The sequence below is a fragment of the Streptomyces sp. NPDC017940 genome (assembly GCF_044328435.1).
Lineage (GTDB): Bacteria > Actinomycetota > Actinomycetes > Streptomycetales > Streptomycetaceae > Streptomyces.
This window is the reverse complement of record NZ_JBIRHJ010000007.1, coordinates 114,024-129,154: the sequence shown is the minus strand read 5'-3', so window position 1 is coordinate 129,154 and position 15,131 is coordinate 114,024. Positions and strand designations below refer to the sequence as shown.

At 68.7% G+C, this 15,131-nt stretch carries 13 protein-coding genes; 4 read left to right on the top strand and 9 right to left on the bottom strand.

Annotation, left to right across the window (positions count from 1 at the left end; all coding sequences use genetic code 11):
- Positions 1–63: 63 nt before the first annotated feature.
- From ACH4DX_RS24220 to ngcE, 5 genes are all read right to left on the bottom strand, one after another.
- Positions 64–1,161 carry a substrate-binding domain-containing protein gene (locus tag ACH4DX_RS24220; protein WP_398156661.1) on the bottom strand — a complete coding sequence of 366 codons (1,098 nt, stop codon included), beginning with the start codon at positions 1,159–1,161 and terminating at the stop codon, positions 64–66.
- Positions 1,162–1,283: 122 nt separating this feature from the next.
- Positions 1,284–2,483, bottom strand: a complete 1,200-nt coding sequence (locus ACH4DX_RS24215) for an ROK family transcriptional regulator (protein WP_398115623.1) — start codon at positions 2,481–2,483, stop codon at positions 1,284–1,286.
- 214 nt (positions 2,484–2,697) lie between these two features.
- Entirely contained in the window at positions 2,698–3,624 is a 927-nt protein-coding gene (locus ACH4DX_RS24210; protein ID WP_398156660.1) for a carbohydrate ABC transporter permease, read from the bottom strand.
- 14 nt (positions 3,625–3,638) lie between these two features.
- Positions 3,639–4,568: a carbohydrate ABC transporter permease gene (locus ACH4DX_RS24205; RefSeq protein WP_398115627.1), complete on the bottom strand. Its 930-nt coding sequence runs from the start codon at positions 4,566–4,568 to the stop codon at positions 3,639–3,641.
- 118 nt (positions 4,569–4,686) lie between these two features.
- Positions 4,687–6,135 (bottom strand): N-acetylglucosamine/diacetylchitobiose ABC transporter substrate-binding protein, encoded by a 1,449-nt coding sequence (gene ngcE, locus ACH4DX_RS24200; RefSeq protein ID WP_398115629.1) that lies wholly within the window; start codon positions 6,133–6,135, stop codon positions 4,687–4,689.
- A 448-nt stretch (positions 6,136–6,583) separates the two neighbouring features.
- On the opposite strand from ngcE, the gene ACH4DX_RS24195 reads away from it, so the two are divergent.
- On the top strand, positions 6,584–7,960 hold the full coding sequence (locus ACH4DX_RS24195; RefSeq protein ID WP_398156659.1) for a P-loop NTPase fold protein: 1,377 nt from the start codon (positions 6,584–6,586) through the stop codon (positions 7,958–7,960).
- Positions 7,960–9,807, top strand: a complete 1,848-nt coding sequence (locus ACH4DX_RS24190; protein ID WP_398156658.1) for an Hsp70 family protein — start codon at positions 7,960–7,962, stop codon at positions 9,805–9,807. Before ACH4DX_RS24195 ends, ACH4DX_RS24190 begins: the two co-directional genes overlap by 1 nt.
- Before the next feature lie 17 nt (positions 9,808–9,824).
- Here ACH4DX_RS24190 and ACH4DX_RS24185 read toward each other — a convergent pair whose 3' ends face one another.
- From ACH4DX_RS24185 to ACH4DX_RS24170, 4 genes are all read right to left on the bottom strand, one after another.
- A complete protein-coding gene (locus ACH4DX_RS24185) occupies positions 9,825–10,370 on the bottom strand; it encodes an HAD domain-containing protein (RefSeq protein ID WP_398156657.1) in 546 nt (181 codons plus the stop codon).
- 31 nt (positions 10,371–10,401) lie between these two features.
- Complete coding sequence (locus ACH4DX_RS24180) at positions 10,402–11,094, bottom strand: class I SAM-dependent methyltransferase (protein WP_398156656.1); 693 nt, start codon at positions 11,092–11,094, stop codon at positions 10,402–10,404.
- A gap of 1 nt (position 11,095) precedes the next feature.
- Positions 11,096–12,007 carry an aminoglycoside phosphotransferase family protein gene (locus ACH4DX_RS24175; RefSeq protein ID WP_398156655.1) on the bottom strand — a complete coding sequence of 304 codons (912 nt, stop codon included), beginning with the start codon at positions 12,005–12,007 and terminating at the stop codon, positions 11,096–11,098.
- An 80-nt stretch (positions 12,008–12,087) separates the two neighbouring features.
- The gene (locus ACH4DX_RS24170) at positions 12,088–12,846 is read right to left on the bottom strand and encodes a hypothetical protein (protein WP_398156654.1); all 759 of its coding nucleotides are present in this window, start codon (positions 12,844–12,846) and stop codon (positions 12,088–12,090) included.
- A gap of 209 nt (positions 12,847–13,055) precedes the next feature.
- Here ACH4DX_RS24170 and ACH4DX_RS24165 point away from each other — a divergent pair, with 209 nt between their 5' ends.
- Both ACH4DX_RS24165 and ACH4DX_RS24160 read left to right on the top strand, forming a co-directional pair.
- The gene (locus tag ACH4DX_RS24165) at positions 13,056–14,423 is read left to right on the top strand and encodes a tetratricopeptide repeat protein (RefSeq protein ID WP_398156653.1); all 1,368 of its coding nucleotides are present in this window, start codon (positions 13,056–13,058) and stop codon (positions 14,421–14,423) included.
- Between the two features lie 76 nt (positions 14,424–14,499).
- Positions 14,500–14,943: an NUDIX domain-containing protein gene (locus ACH4DX_RS24160; protein WP_398156984.1), complete on the top strand. Its 444-nt coding sequence runs from the start codon at positions 14,500–14,502 to the stop codon at positions 14,941–14,943.
- Positions 14,944–15,131 lie beyond the last annotated feature (188 nt).

Here is a 15,131-nt window from a genome sequence, read left to right as displayed (position 1 = left end):
GCACCCCGCGGGCACCGGAGAGCACCTCGCCTGCACCGGAAAGCACTCCGCGATCACCGGGGGTTACTTGATCCCGGCCTCGTCGCAGGCCTTCTTGAACTGCTTGGTGCAGATCTCGTTGACCTTGTACACCTTGTCCTTGACGATGGTGCCCGCCACCTCGTCCTTGGTGATCGCCCGCGCGTCGTACAGCTTGGCGGGGATGCCCTTGTAGTCGCCGCTGAGCGAGTCGACCTTGCGGTCGGTGAGGTCGTCGATGTCCTTGCCCTTGAGGAGGCGGACCGCGATCTCGGCGGTGGTCTCGGCCTCCGGCTTGATCTGCTTGTAGATCGTGAAGGACTGGTCGCCGCTCAGCAGGCGCTGGAGGCCCGCGAGTTCGGCGTCCTGGCCGCCGACCGGGACGTCGATGCCGCGCTGCTTGAGGGCGGTGATGATGCCGCCCGCCATGCCGTCGTTGGCGGAGTAGACGCCGTCGATGCCGTCCTTGCCGAGCTTGTCGATGGCGGTGGCCATCTTCTTGTTGGCCTCGTCCGGGGACCAGTCCGGGATGTCCTGCTCGTACGCGATCTTCTTGACGTTCTTGTCGAGCACCGAGTGGGCGCCCTTCTTGAAGAAGGGGGCGTTCGGGTCGGTCGGCGAACCGTTGATCATGACAACGTTGGCGCTCTTGGCCTTCGAGCCGAGCGCCTTGACGAGGGCACCGCCCTGGAGGCGGCCGATCTTCTCGTTGTCATAGCTGACGTAGGCCGACAGCGGACCCTCGGCGAGCCGGTCGTACGCCACGACCTGCACGCCTTCCTTCTTGGCGCGCTCGACCCAGCCCTTGGTGGACTTGTAGTCCACGGAGTCCAGGATGATCACCTTGACGCCCTGCGTGATCAGGGCGTCGAACTGCTTCTTCTGCGTCTCGATGTCCTGCGCGGCGTTGTTGTACTTGACCTCGCAGTCGCCGCACAGCGACTCGATCTTCGACTCCATGATGGGGCGGTCGAAGGTCTCGTAGCGCGTGGTCTTGTTCTCCGGCAGCAGCAGGCCGATGGTCTTGCCGTCGCCGTCGCTGCCCTTGTCCTCGCCGTCTCCGGCCTCTCCGCACGCGGCCAAGGCCAGCGCCATGGAAACGGTGACGGTGCCTATGCCGACGCGGCGCGTCAATGCGTTCATTCGGGGGTGCCTCCCTGACGTGGCCGCGTCGTTGCGGCCGAGGTGGCTCGAAGTCAACTCGGCCACCCGACACGCGTCAAGGAGTAAATCCTTAACGAGATGACAACGGTGCCATGCGTTATCTAAGTGAAGGCGGGTGTGGCAGCCGGGAGACTCCCGTCCAAAAGGGTCGAATCCCCCATCTCGCTGAGCGCGAGCGCGAGCGCCCCGAGCACCTCGGCCCGGGAGCCAAGTGCCCCCGGGAGCACCGACAGTTGGCGCGCCGCGCTCGGGATCGCATACCGCCCCACCGACTCCCTGATCGGCCCGAGCACCAGCTCCCCGGCCTCCGCGAGGGCGCCGCCGAGGACCACCCTGCTGGGGTTGAGCAGGTTGCACAGGTTCGCGACACCGCTGCCGATGTGCCGGCCGACGTCGGCGATCACCCGGCGGCAGCCCGGGTCCCCGTCCCCGGCGAGGCCGACCACGCGCTCCATGGTCAGGTCGCCGCCGTGGCTGGAGTGCAGGAGCGGCAGGACGTAGCGGGCGGCGGCGAAGGTCTCCAGGCAGCCGCGGTTGCCGCAGCGGCAGACGGGCCCCGACTCGTCCAGGGTGATGTGCCCGATCTCCCCGGCCGTGCCGCCGGGGCCGCGGTAGATCCGGCCGCTGATCACGAGGCCGGCGCCGACACCGCTCGCCACCTTGATGTACGCGAGGTCCCTGACCCCGCGCCCGCTCCCCCACACCAGCTCGCCGAGCGCGCCGAGGTTGGCGTCGTTGTCGACGTGCACGGGCACCCCGAGCCGCTCGTTCATCTCCTCGGCGGGCTTGGTGCCCGTCCAGCCCGGCAGGATGGAGGTGGAGCCGAGCGTGCCGGACTCCACGTCGATGGGCCCGGGCACGCCGAGGCCGACGCCCGCGATCTTGGAGCGGTCCACTCCCGCGGCCTCGACCAGCCGTCCGACCAGGCGTTCCGCGCGGTCGAAGCCCTGGGCGGCGGAGGCGTCCACGTCCAGCGGCTCGGACTCCTCGGCGAGCACCTTGTGGGCCAGGTTGCCGAGGGCGACGCGCAGGTGCGTATGGCCGAAGTCGATGCCGATGACCATGCCTGCGTCACCGCTCAGGGAGACGCTGCGGGCCCGGCGGCCGCCCGCGGAGGTGGGGGTGACCTCGACGGTGCCGCCGTCCTTCAGCTCCCGGACGATGTTGGACACCGTCGCGGCGGACAGGCCCGTCGTCCTGGCGATCTCCGCCTGCGTGAGCGAACCGGCGAGCCGTACCGCGCGCACGACCCGCTCCAGATTTGCTCGGTGCAGTGACGACTGCGACCCCGGAGTCTCCATCGACTCATCCACTCCCGCCTATGGCGGACGGCATCGTCGCCGCCCGTACAAGTTGTGAACTCCAAGCTCTGCTGAACGGGTCGCCGCAGTCAAGTCCTTGACGGAAATCGAGGCGGTCCCGCCGCACATGCGAAACGCCCCGCGTACGGGGCGCTTCCTTGACATGATCGCGTTCGACTACTTGATCGGGCCCGCTGCCCGGCCGTGACCGTCGTTACTTGATCGTGGCCGCCGTGAGGCCGGACTGCACCTGCCGCTGGAAGGACAGGTAGACCACGAGCACCGGGATCATGGAGATGGTCATGCCCGCGTACAGGGCGGGCAGGTCGGTCTCGTAGTTCCCCTGGTTCATCAGGCTCACCAGGCCCTGGGCGAGCATGGAGCGGTCCTCGTCGCCGCCGCTCTGCTTCTGCATCAGGGTGAGGGGCAGGATGTACTGGTTCCACTGGCCCAGGACGTTGAAGATCCCCACGCTGATCAGGCCCGGTTTCGCCATCGGCACCATGATCTGGAAGAACACCCGGGTGTGCGAGGCGCCGTCGATCACGGCGGCCTCGTGCACGGCCGTGGGCAGCGTCCGGAAGAACGAGTGCAGATAGAACACGGTGAACGGCAGCGAGTACGCCACGTACACCAGGATCAGTCCCTGGTAGGTGTTGAGCATGCCGAGCCGGTCGACCATGAAGTACAGCGGCACCAGCGCCAGGAACACCGGGAACATCGATCCGGCGACGAAGAAGTAGTACACGAACCGGTTGCCGACGAAGTCGTAGCGGGCGAGGACGTAGGCCGCCATCGCGCCGAGCAGCATCGTCAGGGGCACCGAGACGACCATGACGATCAGGGTGTTGAGCAGATAGTCGCCGACGCCCTTCTCCCAGCCGCGCTGGAAGGCGTCGAAGGTCCACTCGGTCGGCCAGGTCCAGGCGCTGGACTTGATCTGGGAGTCGGTCTTGAAGTTGCCGAGCAGGATCCAGAACAGGGGCAGCACGATCATGACCGCCCACAGCACCAGGAAGCCGTGCGAGAAGGCGTTGAGCGTCCTGCCCTCCGTGCCGTCCCTGCCGGGGCCGCTGCCGCCGCCCCGCCGGTCCGGCACCTTGGCCTCGGTGAGCGGGGGTTGAGTCGCGGGAGCCGTCATCGCTCGCGCCTCCCTCAGTACTCGATGCGGTCACGGCGGCTGAGCCGCAGCGTGACGATGGACACGATCAGGGTGAGGAGCAGCATCACCACACCCATGGCGCAGGCGTACCCGCTCTTGCTGTACGTCTGGAAGTTGCGCATCAGGTACGTCGAGATGACCTCGCTGCTGTGGTCGGGGCCACCGCCGAAGTCCTGCGACGTGAGGGTGGAGATGAGCAGGAACGCGTCCATGGAGAGGATCGCCAGGAACACCCAGGCCGTCTGGATCGTCTCCCAGAGCAGCGGCAGCGTGACCCGGAAGAAGGTCTGGAAGCGCCCGGCGCCGTCGAGCAGCGCCGCTTCGTAGATGTCCCGGGGGATGGACTGCATGGCGGCGGAGAACAGCACCATGTAGAAGCCCGCCCCGGCCCAGACCATCACGAAGACGATGCACCAGAGCACCAGGTCGGGGTCGTTGAGCCACTCCGTGGGGCTGCTCCTGTCGCCGAGGCCGACGGCCTGGAGCGTGCCGTTGATCAGGCCGGAGTCGTCGCCGCGGTAGACCGCCTTGAAGAGGATGGCGAGGATGGCGATGGACAGGACCTGCGGGAAGAAGAAGACGATGCGGTAGAAGCCGGATCCCTTGACGCCGGACACTCCGCCGGCCCCGCCGCGGCCGCCGACATTCACCATGAAGGCGAAGAACAGCGAGAGCAGAATGGTCAGGGTCGGCACCAGAACGAGGAGCAGGGCATTGTGTTGCAGCGCCTTGACGAAGACGTCGTCGTCCGCGAGGTCCTTGTAGTTGTCGAGGCCGACGAAATGGAAGTTCTGGGACGCGCCGCTCCAGTCGGTGAAGGAGTAGCTGATGGTCTGGATGTAGGGCCAGATGACCAGCAATACGTAGAGCCCGACGGGAAGAATGAGGAATCCCGCGATGAACGGGTACTTTTTCCGATGCATGACACCCTGCTCCTGGCCTTGCCGTGGCCGGGCCGCGGCCGCGCCGCACCGCCGGCCGGCCCCTGGGCGGAGCCGGTCCCGGCCGCACCGCCCGGTCCCGGCCGGCGGATGACGACGACTAGTTCCGCTTCTTGTCGGGGTTCTTCGCGGCTTCCTTGTCGACTGCCTTCTGGCAGCGCTGGAGCCACTGCTTGGGCGTGATGCGCTTGGCCATCAGCTCACCGGTGGCGTTCTGGATCTCGACGTCCAGCTCGCCGTACCACTCCGAGTAGCGGAAGTTGAAGCGCTCGTCGACCGGACAGGCGTCGACGGCGGCGAGGGCCGTCTTGATGCCGGGGCGCAGCTCCACGCTCGCGTCGACGTACTCGGGCCCGAGCACCGACAGCGAACTGGCCTCCTTGGCGAAGGCGGTGGCGCCCTCCTTGGAGAGCATGCGGCGCAGGAACTCCAGGCCTCCGGGCACGTTCTTGGCCTTGGCGGGCACGATGAAGGGCTCGTCGGCGCCGGTGCGCACGGCGTGCAGCTTCATCTTGGAGCCGGGAAGGAGGGGCAGCGGCAGGAACGTCATCTCGAAGTCGTCGGGCGTCTGCTTGGCCTGCTCGTTCTCCAGCCAGGAGCCCGAGGGGATGAAGACCGCCTTGTACTCGTTCCACTTGGTCTGGGCCTCGGTGTGCTCCAGGGAGTTGGTGCCCGGCATGAGCAGGCCCTTCTCCACGATCTCGTACACCGCCTCGATGGCCTGCTCGGCGGCCGGGTTGCCGACGAAGGCCTTCTTGTCGAGGTTGTCGATCGCCTTCACGGCGTCCATGCCGCCGGTCTTGGCGATCAGGTCCATGATCACGATGTTCATGTAGTACGGGTACTTGCCCTGGTGGGCGAGGCCGCCGATGCCCTTGGACTTGGCGTCCTTCATGACGTCGAGGAGCTCGTCCCAGGTCTTCGGGACCTTCCAGCCGTGCTTCTTGAACAGCTTGTTGGAGTACCACAGGCCCCAGGCCGCGTAGACATAGAACAGCGCGTGGAACTTGCCGCCGAAGGTGCCCTGTTCGATGGTGCCCGGCAGCATGATGTCGCGGATCTTCTTGCTCGGGTCGTCGATGGACGGCGCGTCGAGCAGCTGCGTGAGGTCGGTCAGATGGCCTTCCTTGTGCAGGGTGTCCAGCTTCATCTTCTTGGAGCCGGAGTCGTCGACGACGTCCGGCGGGTTGCCCTTGTTGAAGCGGGGCTGGAGCTTGCCGGTGACGTCCTGCTCACCGCTGTGCGCGACCGTGCCGCCGTACTTCTTCTCGTACGAGGACTCCCAGACCTTGGCGTACGAGTCGCCGTAGCCGCCCTTGAAGATGAAGACGTCGAGGTCGTTGTCCTCGGCCACGCCGAAGGGGTTCTCCTTCGTCTTCTTGACCGTCTCGGCCTTGTCGTTGTCGTCGCCGCCGCCGGAGGCGCAGGCCGACAGGAAGCTCATGGTCGGTACGGAGATGATGCCGAGCGCGGCCGCGCGCTTGATCAGGTCGCGGCGGCCGACACCGCTCGCGTCGGGCCTGCCGGAGGTCCCAGGGGTGGATCCCATGCTCAAGTCCTCGCCTTCTTCCAGGACTCAGGCGGTGAACCGGATCCTCCCCGGCACCGCGGAGTTGTGAAGCTGGGGCCGTGCGATGGTGCGGGATGTGTCCGCCGACGGTGGAGCGAACCGGAACGGCCCCGCGGTCGGTCGTTCCGGGGGCTGGTCGATCCGGCGGTGCGGACGCCGACAGGTATAGTCCAGTTGAGGTCTGCCAAGCAAGATCGAATGCAGGTTTGGGCTGCGGTCTTTTCCGAGTTGAGACCTCGGGGAGCCGGGCGGCTTACCCGTTTCCGGCGTGACCCGGGTCCCGGAATAGTCCGTACCAATACGAAAGCGAACCGGGCCTTTTCGCGCACTTCGGCGCGCCCGCCTTTTCGGGGCACTTCGGCGAACTTCGCTCGCGGAAGCGCCGATTCGGGCACCATGAGCGGTATGCCGCCGACAATCAGTCACCGTGGCTGGTTCGACGCGGCGCATGGGGGGGCTCATGCTGCTGACCGACAACCCGATCCCGGACGCGGACGGGGACCGCTACGGATTCCGGGGACACGCCGACGTCCTCTGCACCGCCATCGCGACCACCGAGGACCTGCCACTGACCGTCGGGGTCTTCGGACCCTGGGGCACGGGCAAGTCGAGCTTCATGAAGGTCTGCCAGGACCTGCTCGGCAAGCGCGGCCTGCCGACCGTGTGGTTCAACCCGTGGAAGTACGACCAGAAGGACGAGATCTGGCACGCCCTGATCCAGAGCGTGCTCACCGAGATCGCCCAGAAGCTGGAGGAACGCCGCCTCACGGGGGACCTCGCCCTGCGCGAGCGGATGTCCGGCGCCCTGGAGACCGTCCGGCGCCTCAGCCGGGCGGCCGCCTGGCTCCTGGCCCGCCGGGCCGCCGCGCCGCTCACCGGCGGCTTCCTGACCGCCGACGACGTCACCGCCGCACAGGACGCGCTCACCGAACCGGGTACGGAAAAGTATCTGCACGTCAACCGCTTCGAGCAGGACTTCGCCGAGGTGGTCGGCGCCTACACCGACGGTGGCCGCCTCGTCCTGTTCGTCGACGACCTCGACCGCTGCACCCAGGACGCGGCGATCACCGTCCTGGACTCCCTCAAGCTGTTCCTCGGCGAGGCGTCCTGCGTGTTCGTCCTCGCCATGGACCAGCAGGTGGTCGCGGAGGCGGCCGCGCGGCGGATCAACGCCGAGCACCCGGACGAGGCCCGCGGCCGCCAGTACCTGGAAAAGCTCATCCACTTCCCCTACCACCTGCCCGGGGTCTCCTTCGAGGCCATCGTCCGCCACCTCCGGGGCAAGGTCACCGACTCGCACCTTTCGGGCTCGCACGAACTGTGGGAGCTGATCGAGGTCGCCTTCGAGGCCAATCCGCGCCGCGTCCGCCGCTTCGTCAACGGCCTGAACCTGACGGCGGTGACCCTGCGCCTCAACCCGGACGACCCGCCCTCGCCCAGACTCCTCCTGCACGCGGCCACCCTGCTCGCCCTGCGCATGAAGCACCCAGGCTTCTTCGCCGCGCTGCGGGCCGACCCGGCCCTCTGGCGGCGCTACGACGACGCCGAGTTCCACAAGTCGGACCTCAGCGGCCAGGACGTCGTCCTCTCCCATGAGAACCCGGGCGTGCGACGGCTGCTCGCGGCCGTCGCGCACCGCCGCGAGGGCTTCGCGTTCCCCGATCCGCCGACGCCGACCGAGATCAGGCTCCTCACCCAGGTCCTCACGGTGACCGGCGGTCTGACGAACGGCAGCGCGGCTCCTGTGCCGGGTTCCTCCGCGGGAGGGGCCGACGGGACTGTCGGAGAGGGGTCGGGCCTGTGATGGAGGACGGCGGGGGCGCGGGCGGGGTGGAGCGTGCGGACCGCACGGACGGCGCGAACGACATGGACCGCACGGACCGCACGGACGACCTGGAGCGTGACGTCCGGTACGCGGTGGGCCTCGATCTCGGGGACGGTGAGAGCTCGCTGTGCTGGCTGCCGACGGCCGGGCGCGGTCAGGCGCAGGTGCACACGCGCGGCACCGAGGGCGTCTCGATCGTCACCGCGCTCGGGCGGGTGCCGGAACAGGACCTCGGCCACCGCGTCGTCATCGGCGAGGACGCCGTACTCGCCAGGAACTGCGTGCACTTCAGCGTCAACTTCAAGAACCGCCACGGGCACACGGACCTCCAGGTGGTGCAGTTCGCCCAGGTGTTCCTCACGGAGTTCTTCGCCGCCCATCCCGAGGTGCGCGAGGACTGCGTCCTGTACGTCGGCCATCCCGCGGGCTGGGACCGGGCGTCCGTACGGACGTACCAGCGGCAGCTCGGCGCCGTCGAGGTGCCGGTGCGCCTGGTGGCGGAGTCCCAGTCGGCTCTCGTACACGTACGGGACCGCAGGGCGGAGCGCCGGGACACCAGTGGGCTCGACCGGGTCCTCGTCGTCGACGTGGGCTCCTCCACGACCGACTTCACCGCCGTGGAGGACCTGATCCCGAGGAACCTGCCGGTGGGCGCCGAGCTGGGCTGCCGCGAGATCGACGCCGCCCTCGCGGCGATCCTGCGCGCGGACTTCGCGGACACCCCCGAGTTCACCGAGGCCCTGGCCAGGGACGGCGGTCCCGACATGCTGCTGCTGGTCTGCCGCCGGGCCAAGGAGGCCCAGTTCACGCGCCAGGACCTGAAATTGCAGGACATGAAGGAAGGCTGTACCGACGAGCTGGTCGCCCTGGTCACCCTGAGCGTGGAACGCCTGCGCGGCGTCGACGTGCGCGAGCGCGTGGTGCGGGCGCCGGGCGGCTGGGCGGACCGGTTCGCCGCGACGCTCACGGAGGTGCGCGGGCATCTCGGGCCGCCGGGCCCCGACTTGGTGGTCCTCACCGGCGGCGGCTCCCGGATGCCCGTGGTGCGGGAGCTATGCGCCGCCGCGTTCCCCGAGGCCACCGTGGAGAACGACGAGGAGCCCTCCCTGTCGGTCACCCGGGGTCTTGCCAGCATCGGCCGGCACAGCGTGAACGTGGCCCGGTTCCGCCGCGACATCCTCGCGCTCGGGGACCACCCGGCGTTCGAGGAGGCCATCCGTGCCGGGCTGCTCACCGCGTTCGACCAGGCCAAGGCGACCCTCCTCGCGCACCTCCTGGAGCGCGCGGAGCGCGAGGACGCGGAGGGGGAGCAGAACCTCGACGCGCTCATCCGCGAACTCACCGGCATGGACAGGGTCCTGGCGGACCTGCGCCGCACGCTGGAGAAGTCGCTGATCCCCCTCGTGCTCGGCATCTGCCGCTCGTACGGCATCCGGGACGACCAGTTCACGCTGGACATCGCCCTGCCCGAGATCATCGGCACGACCATCAGCCGCCGCATCCGGGCGCTGTGGATCATGCTGCGGGGCTCCCAGTCGGTCCTCGCCACGGCCACGAGGGTGCCGCAGGTCGGCATGATGTTCCTCAAGCGGCTGCTGCGGGGCGGCGTGACCCCGGCGAAGGTGGGCGCGGCGGCGGCCACGGCGGCCGTCGTCGTCGCCCTGCCGAAGGGCGCCGAACTCGGCGCCCGCCGGCTCATCAGGACCACCCTGCACCACGCGGCCCTCGACCCCGCCGAGGTGAACCGCCTCGTCACCGATGTCGCCGAGCGGATCGCGGAGCAGATGGACCAGCGCGCGCAGGAGGTGGAGCGCTTCCTGGTCTGACGCTCCCGCAGCAGACATCAGGCGGCATGGACCGCACGTAACCGGGAGACCCACCTCGTGAGTTCAGTGAAGTGCCCAGGCTGCAACCCGTCGTGCGGATCGGGCTGAACGAGGAGGGTTGCCATCCCGCGGGCGGTGCGTTCTCTCGCCCAGGCATGGTCGAGGCCGGTGAAGTCGTCGTCGACCCAGACGGCGGGGGCATTGCCGAGCCAGGCGTCGACGTGGTCGCGCTTCCACAGGTACCCGTCGGGGTGGCTGGTGGTGATCTGCGGGCGCGGCAGGTCGACGTACGGCAGGGCAGGAAGGCCGAGTAGCGGACTGATGAGGGTGGCGGCGTCCTGGCGCCAGCTGGTGCACCAGACAGGGGTGACCAGGCCGGTGCGGATGACGTCCAAGAGCAGGCGGCCGTGGTCGGGGTGGAGCCAGACGGTGACCGGGTTGTCGGCGCTGCGGCCGGTCTGGACGACGTCATGGCGGGCATGGGTGGCCGGGGTCGAACCGTGCTCGTCGGGAAAGGGGATGAGGACCCCGTCGATGTCCAGGAGCAGGTAGGGCGGATGCATCGGTCCTCCAGGGGCCGGATGAACGCGGCTGTCAGAGCTTGCGGGCGCGGATCAGCAAAGTGGTGGGCCAGGGGACCGTGCGGGGATCGTGGAACTCGTAGGCAGAGGTGAGCCAGAAACCCGCTCGGCTGAGGTGCTTCTCCCAGCGGTCCGTGGAGAACTCCCACCGGGCGATGGGGAGCCGGGAGCGGTCGGGAAGGGTGACGAAGTCGCGGCGGGGCCGGTCGTCGCCGGAGGGGCTTCGGCCGCCGCGCTGCGGGTGGGGGACGGAGAAGGCGAGCACCCGGCCGGGCGTGAGGCGTTGCCCGATGGCCGGGAGCAGGAGCTCGGGGGCGGCGAGCCCTACGGCGCCGAAAACGGAGTAGACCGCGTCGAACTGCTCGTCGGAAGCGTGCAGATGGTGCAGAGCGTGCCCGGCGACGAAGGTGAGGTTGTTCAGCCGTCCGTAGTGGGAGCGGGCGCGACGGGCCTGGAGGCCGACCAGGTCGACGCCGGTGACGTGGGCGCCGTGCCGGGTGGCGAGGTGGGCGGCGTTGTGGCCGGGGCCGCAACCGAGGTCCAGAAGTCTCTTGCCGCGCAGATCGGGGCCGAGGACGTCGGCTCCGGGGCCTTGGCCAAGTCTCGTGGTCCACTCCATCCGGGCGGGTACGGAGAGAGGTTCGGCGAGTCCGGCAGCGGTGCGCTGGGCGGCGTGGGCGTGCCAGGGGGACGCCTGGGCGAGCACGTCAGATCTCCAGGAGGTGGAGGACGTCGGTGAGGTGGCGGCGGACGGCCTTGACGTAGGCGGGGTCGGTGGCCGGATCGTTGATCCAGCGGACGGACTGCTCCAAGAACCACTCGACGGCCCACATGCGATGCCAGCCAAGGGCCCAGTTCTCGGCGGTGAGCCCGCCGCGCGGGGTGAGAGCGTCCGGGGTGCCCCCGGCGGTGACGTACTGCTCCAGGAAGACGCGCAGGCGCACGGGGTGTGGGGGTTCGACGGTGCCGTGCCAGCTGGCGAGGTCGAGCAGGCCGGGGCCGGTGAAGGCGCGGGCGAGATCGAGCAGCCGCCAGCCGTGCTCCCCGATGTGGAGGCTGGTGGGATGGAACTCGGAGTGCACCCAGCCGAACGGCGCGAGTGTCGCTCCGGCCGAGCGGGCATCGGAGGCCCTTGCGATCCGGTCGAGCGCGTCCACGACATCGTCGGCGTCCTGCCACCGGTCGGCCTTGCGCAGCTGTCCGAGGTGCTCGAGGGCCAGGGCCGGGAGTGTGCGCAGCCGGTCCTGGTCGAGGACGGGCAAGGGCGGCGCCGTACGAGTTCCGTGCAGGATCACGGCCGCGGCGGCACCGTCGAGGTCGTCGGCCTCGCGGACGGACGGTCCGAGGTCCTCCATGAGCATGCCGAGCCACCCGTCCAGGACGGCGGAGGCGTGGACCTGGGGGACGGGAACGCCGAGGGTGTGGGCCAGGCGGAGGGCCTGGTCCTCGCTGTCGAAGGGCTTCTTGGCGTACTTGAAGATGGCGGTGGCACCGTCGGGGAAGGTCACGCGCTCGACGCCGGACATCGACCACACGCGTACCTCCTCCCGTACGGCGTCGGTCCGGCCGGTCGCGGTGAGCAGGTTGTCGAGGAGTTCTGCGCTGGGGTTCGTGATCATGTGGGGGCTCCGGGGAGGGGTGGTGGCGTCCGGGGCGGGCGGGAGGTGCGACCCGCCCCGGAGCCTGAGGGGGGTGGTGGTCACGCGGCGGGATGCACGCGGTGGGCGTAGACCTGCTCGATCCAACCCGCCTTGAAGGCGGCGAGATCGTCGCGGAAGGCGGCCATCGAGGCACCGTAGGGCGCGACCACCCCGCCGGACTGGTCCGGCACGGACTGGCAGCCGTGCACGAGCCGCCCGCCGAGCGCGGCGTGGGCCTTGATGGACTCGATCCGGCGGTGCTCGTTGAACCAGCCGCCGTGGTAGACCTCGTCGAGCACTCCGCCCGTCTCGTCGTCAAGGTCGAAGACGACGGAAGTGGCGGCGGGGAAGAACCAGCACGGGCCGACGTTGGAGATGTGCCCGTCCGGCTCGACCTTGTTGAGCGCCATGAGCGTGGCCGCCTCGCGCAGCATCCGCAGGTGGTCGCGGGTGATCTGCGGGAGTCCGAGGCCGACGAGGTGCTCGTCGCGGAAGAGGTGGGCGTAGACCTCGTACGCGGTGGCCAGGACGCGGGCCGCGTCAGAGGTCGACTCACCGTGCTGCTTGATGAAATCGAGCGCGAGCTGCTCGATCGCGCTCTCGGTCGTCTCGTCCACGTCCAGGAGCTGGGACTCGACCAGCTCCCAGTCGGCGACCAGCCAGGTGTTCGACTCGAAGCGGAAGAAGTACTCGGCCGGGTCGATGGTGAGGCGTCGGCCATCGACCTGAACGCCGGGCAGGCGGCTCCAGCGCGGGTCGAATGCCTCGGGCAGCTCGACCGTGATGGCCGTGACAGCTGTGATGTCGGTGGTGGTCACCGTGTCTCCGTCTCTGATCGACCGGGTCCGGACACAGGAATGCCCGAGCCCGGTGTGGGCGTACGGAACTTCGGGGTGCCGCCCGGACCAGGGGGAGCCTGGATCACGGTGCGCCGTTGCGGACGACTACTGGATAGTGAACCGGTGGTTACGCTCTGTCGGTACGGTAGAGAGCAGTTGGAGCGGTATACGTGGTTTACAGCTCCGGGATGGAGACAATCGTGGTGACGCAGAGAGTCCCGAACCTCCGGCTGCGCGAAGTCACCGACGCGATCGGTTGTACCTACGAAACCCTCGCCCGAGACGTACGGCGCATCGCCGCCGAGAACGGCGAGATCCTCCAGACCAACAAGTCGGCCATCTCCCACTGGGTGAACGGCACTCGTGCCCCGTCGGGCCGGGTAGGTCAGTACCTGGCCGAGGCACTGTCCCGCCGATCAGAGCGGACGATCACCCGGGCCGAGATCGGTCTTCAGGCCGCTGATGACGATGCGCCGGCGGAATCCGACCCGGTCCTCGCGGTCACAGACTTGGGCCGGGCCGACGTCGAGCGCCGCCGCTTCCTGTCTATCGCGGCCTTCACCACCGCTGGCGTCGCCATGCCGATCAGTTACGACCACGAGGCCACCGCCCGTATGCTCCGCGCTCGTACTGGCACGGCATTGGTCGGCGGAGAGGACATCGACGTCGTACGCCAGATCACCGCGGCCTTCAGCGCCGCCGACGAGCGCCTCGGTGGCGGACACGGCCTGACCACCGTCACCGCGTACCTCGCCGACACGGCCGCCCCGATGCTGCGTGGTCGCTTCACCAGCGAAGCGTTACGTGGATCCGCCTTCGGTGCGGTTGCCGAACTCGCCTATCTCGCCGGATGGAAACACCACGACCTCGGCCAGGAAGGTGCCGCCCAGCGCTATTACCAGGTCGGCTACAAACTTGCCTGCGAAGCCGACCCCCACGGCCATGCGGCCTGGATGATGCGCGCCCTCGCCCACCAGGCCCTGAAGATCAAGCAGCCGCACCATTGCGTCGACCTGATCGAAGGCGCCCTTGTGCGTGGTGCGGGACACGTGGACGCTGGAACAGAAGCTCTCCTACGCATCACGCACGCCCGCGCTTTCGCCGCAGTCGGCGACAAGGCACGAGCCGCACGTGCCCTGCTGGCAGCGGAGGACGCGCTGCTGCGCGAGACCGGAGACCAACCGACGTACTCCAGCGTCACCGGCCCGGTTTCCGGCACCGTCGCCAGTCACACGGCCAAGGCGCTGACGGAAATGCATGACTCCGTGGGAACCGAACGACAGCACCGGGACGCCCTCACCCGCTGGGACCCCGTGAAGTACAAGCGCGTCCATGTCCTTACGTACGCTGATCTTGGCGACAGCCTCGCCGCCCAGACCCGCGCCGACGAAGCCGTCGCCGCCTGGACCCAGGCCCTGGTGCTCATGGAGGGCATGACCTCCGACCGCACACGCAAGGCGATCACCTCGATCCGCTCCATCCTTGCGGTCTACCGGCGCCGTCGCGTTCCCGGCGCCGCTGATCTCGCTCGCCGCGCCCACGAGGCCCTCGCCTAGCACGTCCCCCAACCTGTACAACGAGGGGGACACTTGTGACTCAGCAGCTTGACGACCAGCCGTAGCCCCCTGATCGATAGCCTTGCTGGTCGCCGCAGTCATCGTCCACGACAAGGACGCCCACCGCGTCGTCCTCCTCCAGCGCAGCGAGAACGCGAAGTTCGCCCAAGGGATGTGGGACCTGCCCGTCGGCAAAAGCGAACGGGGCGAACCCATCACGCAAACCGCTGTCCGCGAGCTCTACGAGGAGACCGGCCTCACGGTGAAGCCCGAGTCCCTCAAGGTCGCCCACATCATCCACGGCGCCTGGGGCGTCGAAGCCCCGGGCGGCTTCCTCACCGTCGTCTTCGCCGCCCACGAATGGACCGGCGAACCCGAGAACCGCGAACCCCGCAAGCACTCCCAGGTCCGCTGGGTCGACGCCGACGCCATCCCCGACGCTTTTGTCGACACGACTGCCAGTGCTTTGCACCACTACCTGAACGAGGGGGTAGACGTTTCGTTGGATGGTTGGCCTTAGTGCTCGTCCTGTACCAGGCGACGCGGCAATCCCGTTAAATGAAGCGCTTCCTGGTCTGATCTGTCCTGCTCCTCCCAGGACCTCCCGGGGGCCTTCCCGGGTTCTCCCGAGGACCGCCCAGGGACTCCCTTCAACCCCCTTGACACCGCAGCCCACTTAAAGCCCTACTGGACCCGGCGCAACCACTG

Excerpts from the sequence above, each read along its gene's own strand:
- ACH4DX_RS24220 (WP_398156661.1), bottom strand. The coding sequence starts at position 1,161 with ATGAACGCATTGACGCGCCGCGTCGGCATAGGCACCGTCACCGTTTCC.
- ACH4DX_RS24215 (WP_398115623.1), bottom strand. The coding sequence starts at position 2,483 with ATGGAGACTCCGGGGTCGCAGTCGTCACTGCACCGAGCAAATCTGGAG.
- ACH4DX_RS24210 (WP_398156660.1), bottom strand. The coding sequence starts at position 3,624 with ATGACGGCTCCCGCGACTCAACCCCCGCTCACCGAGGCCAAGGTGCCG.
- ACH4DX_RS24205 (WP_398115627.1), bottom strand. The coding sequence starts at position 4,568 with ATGCATCGGAAAAAGTACCCGTTCATCGCGGGATTCCTCATTCTTCCC.
- ngcE (WP_398115629.1), bottom strand. The coding sequence starts at position 6,135 with ATGGGATCCACCCCTGGGACCTCCGGCAGGCCCGACGCGAGCGGTGTC.
- ACH4DX_RS24190 (WP_398156658.1), top strand. The coding sequence starts at position 7,960 with ATGGAGGACGGCGGGGGCGCGGGCGGGGTGGAGCGTGCGGACCGCACG.
- ACH4DX_RS24185 (WP_398156657.1), bottom strand. The coding sequence starts at position 10,370 with ATGCATCCGCCCTACCTGCTCCTGGACATCGACGGGGTCCTCATCCCC.
- ACH4DX_RS24175 (WP_398156655.1), bottom strand. The coding sequence starts at position 12,007 with ATGATCACGAACCCCAGCGCAGAACTCCTCGACAACCTGCTCACCGCG.
- ACH4DX_RS24165 (WP_398156653.1), top strand. The coding sequence starts at position 13,056 with ATGGAGACAATCGTGGTGACGCAGAGAGTCCCGAACCTCCGGCTGCGC.